A 3,329-nucleotide genomic window follows, 5' to 3' on the forward strand; every position below is an offset into this window, starting at 1 on the left:
TTCAAGCCCGGTGGCCGCAAGCCCCCCCCGTCCCCCCGCAACACCGCCGCAACATCGGTCGGCAAACACAGCATCGCCTTGCGCGGGCTTGGCAAGTCTTTTCCGGGCGTCAAGGCGCTCGACGGTGTCAGCTTTGCCGTCTCGGCCGGCGAGGTGGTGGGGCTTGCCGGCGAGAACGGGGCCGGGAAATCGACGCTGGTGAAGTGCATTTCCGGTCTGCATCGCCCGGACGAGGGTGAGATCGTCATCGACGGCAACGCCGTCCAGTTCCACTCCCCCAGCGACGCCAAGGGCATCAGCGTCATCCATCAGCATTTCAGCCTTTCGCCGGACCTGACGGTGGCGGAGAATCTCTTCATCGGCCGCGAACCGCACACCCGCCTGGGATTTCTCGACCGGGCTCGGATGCGGCGCGATGCGAAGGCCATCATGGACGAGCTGTCGCTCGATATCGACATTGGCGCGGAGCTGCGAACGCTTTCCGTCGGGCACCGGCAGATGGTGGAAATTGCCCGTGCCGTTCTGTCCGATGCCTGGTTCTTCATCATGGACGAGCCGACCAGCGCGCTCTCCAACCGCGAGCGCGACCAGCTCTACGACCTGATCGACAGGCTGAGAGCTCGCGGCGCCGGCATCCTCTACATCTCGCACAAGATGGAAGAGATCTTCAGCCAGTGCGACCGCGTCGTCGTTCTGCGTGACGGACGCTTCATCGGCGAGCGCCAGACCCGCCAGACCAGCGAGGCCGAGATCGTCTCCATGATGGTCGGGCGCGATGTCGGCGACATCTTCCCCTATCTCGAAGCGCAAGTCGGCGAAACCGCGATCGAGATCAGCAACATTTCCGATGGCAAGCTCTTGAAGTCGGCCACGCTCAGCGTGTGCAGGGGCGAAATCGTCGCGCTCGCCGGCCTGATGGGCAGCGGCCGCTCCGAAGTGCTCAGGCTGATTGCCGGCCTCGAACCCATGCATGGCGGCACGCTCAGAATTTTCGGCGGGCAGCAGACCGGCGGCGACACCAAGGCCGCCAATCGCGCCGGCATCGTCTACATACCGGAAGACCGGCATCTGGAAGGCTTCGTCGGCACGATGTCGATCAGGGATAACCTGTCCCTCGCCTGGATAAGCGACAACAGTCACTTCGGCCTGCTGAGACCTCGCCGCATCCTGGCTCTCGCGCGCGATCTCATCGGCTCACTCGGCGTGCGGCCTGCCCAGCCCGACAAGATGACCATCGAGCTTTCGGGCGGCAATCAGCAGAAGGTCGTCATCGGCAAATGGCTTGCCACCAAGCCGAAGATCATCCTGCTCGACGAGCCGACACGCGGCGTCGACGTCGGCGCGAAGTCCGAACTCCATCACCTGATCGCAAGATTGAAGGCCGAGGGCGCGGCGATCCTCATGGTGTCGAGCGAGTTGCCCGAGGTTCTCGGCGTTGCCGACCGCATCGTCGTCATGCGCGAAGGCCACTCTGTCGGCACGCTGGCGCGTGGGGCGACGGAAGAAGACGTAATGACGCTGGCCTTTGGTGATCGCACGATCACACCACCAGCCTGCTCACCCCGGCCAGCATCCAACCTTGCACCATGCCTGTGAGGAGAAACCCTTTGAGCAAGTTGAAGATCGCCATCGTCGGTGCCGGCTACATGGGCCTCCTGCATGCGCAGGTGGTTGCCGCCAGCCCTGTCGCGGAACTGTCGGCATTCGTTGATCCGAATCCTGCCTCGGGAAGCAAGGCCGCGTCCGATTTCGGTGCCCGGCATTTCACCGATGCCGCCACCGCGCTGGCCGCCAATGCCGCCGACGCCTACATAGTGGCGGCACCCGATACGCTGCATGAAGACGTCTGCCGCACTCTGCTCGATGCCGGCAAGCCGGTGCTGCTCGAAAAACCGATGGCTCATGATCTTTCCGCTGCCAAGGCGATTGCGAAAGCGGCGGAGAGAAACGGCGCGCGTCTGTTGGTCGGCCACATCCTGCGGTTCGACCCGCGCTATTGCGAAGCCGCGGCAGCGGTGAAATCCGGGCGGATCGGCGAGCCGATCCACGGCAGCAGCGGCCGTTTCACCAATCGCGAAGTCGGTCTTCGCATGAACGGAAACTCGAGCGTCTGCTTCTACCTCGGCGTGCACGACGTGGATGCGCTGCAATGGATCTCAGGTTCAGACATCATCGCCGTCTACTCCCGATCGGTCGCCAAGCTCATGCCTTCGCTCGGAGTTCGCTCCGAAGACGCGATCTTCTCCACCGTCGAGCTGTCGAACGGAATGAGCGGACAGCTCTACTTCGGCTGGACGCTGCCACCGACCGTTCCGACCGGCATCTGGGCGCGCACCGAAATCATCGGCACTGAAGGCATGATCGACCTCGACGTGCGCGACCACGGTTACGTATCCTGTCGCATGGACAGTGGTCGCAGCCCGACGCCTTGCACTGGCCGACCGTCAATGGCCGCATCACGGGGGATCTCTTCGAGGAGGTCCACCATTTCATTTCCGCGGTTCGCGACGAAACCCCTTTCGTGATGCCGCTCGACGACGCCCTGCGCGCCGTCGCCGTCAATGATGCAATCCTGCGCAGCGTCAAATCAGGCCTGCGCGAACCGGTCGAAGATTGGCACATCCGATGAGAGAACCCTCATGACCCGCCAACAGAACATTTGGTGCAGGCGCTTTCTCGACCTCTCGCCGTTGATCCTGCTGGTCATCCTGCTGGCGATCTTCGCGCTCATCGACGCCCGCATCGTTTCAACCGCCAGCCTCATCAACATCGTCGCCCAGGCGACCCCGATCGCCATACTGGCGCTTGGCGCCCTGATCGTTCTGCTGACGGCAGGCATCGACCTGTCCGCCGGCGTCGGCGTCGCCTTCTGTGCCGTCTTCATCGCCAGCCTGATCGACGGCGGCGCCAGCCTGCCGCTTGCCTTGCTGGTCGGCTTTGCCGTGATGGTGGTGATCGGCCTCGCGAACGGCGCCGTTATCGCACTGTTGAAGATACCGCCCTTCGTGACGACATTGGCCACAATGGTCGCGCTGCAGGGCGCAACGCTTGCCGTTGCCTCCAAAGGCGTCCTGATGCTGAAGGATCCGACGCTTCGCGCGGTCGGCATCGAACGCAGCTTCGGCATTCCCAATGTCATTTTCGCAACGCTGCTGATCGTCGCCGTAGCAGCAATCCTGATGCGGCACAGCCGTTTCGGGCTGCGTACCTATGCGCTCGGATCGGATGCCGGAGCCGCGGAACTTGCCGGCATCCCGGTGACGAAACACACGATCCTCGTCTATTGCGCCTCCAGTATCTTCGTCTTCCTGACAGCCGTGATCATGATC

At 63.2% G+C, this 3,329-nt stretch carries 3 protein-coding genes; all 3 read left to right on the forward strand.

Translation table 11 applies throughout. The annotated features are described in order from the left end of the window. The coding region (locus tag EN914_RS29110) for a sugar ABC transporter ATP-binding protein (RefSeq protein WP_164778993.1) at positions 1 to 1,596 on the forward strand (1,596 nt) is incomplete at its 5' end. Between the two features lie 11 nt (positions 1,597 to 1,607). Then, complete coding sequence (locus EN914_RS29115; protein WP_024503984.1) at positions 1,608 to 2,525, forward strand: Gfo/Idh/MocA family protein; 918 nt, start codon at positions 1,608 to 1,610, stop codon at positions 2,523 to 2,525. 114 nt (positions 2,526 to 2,639) lie between these two features. After that, on the forward strand, positions 2,640 to 3,329 hold a 690-nt coding region (locus EN914_RS29120; protein WP_164778994.1), incomplete at its 3' end, for an ABC transporter permease.

The sequence above is a fragment of the Mesorhizobium sp. M7A.F.Ca.CA.001.08.2.1 genome (assembly GCF_003998455.1).
Taxonomy (GTDB): Bacteria; Pseudomonadota; Alphaproteobacteria; order Rhizobiales; family Rhizobiaceae; genus Mesorhizobium; species Mesorhizobium ciceri.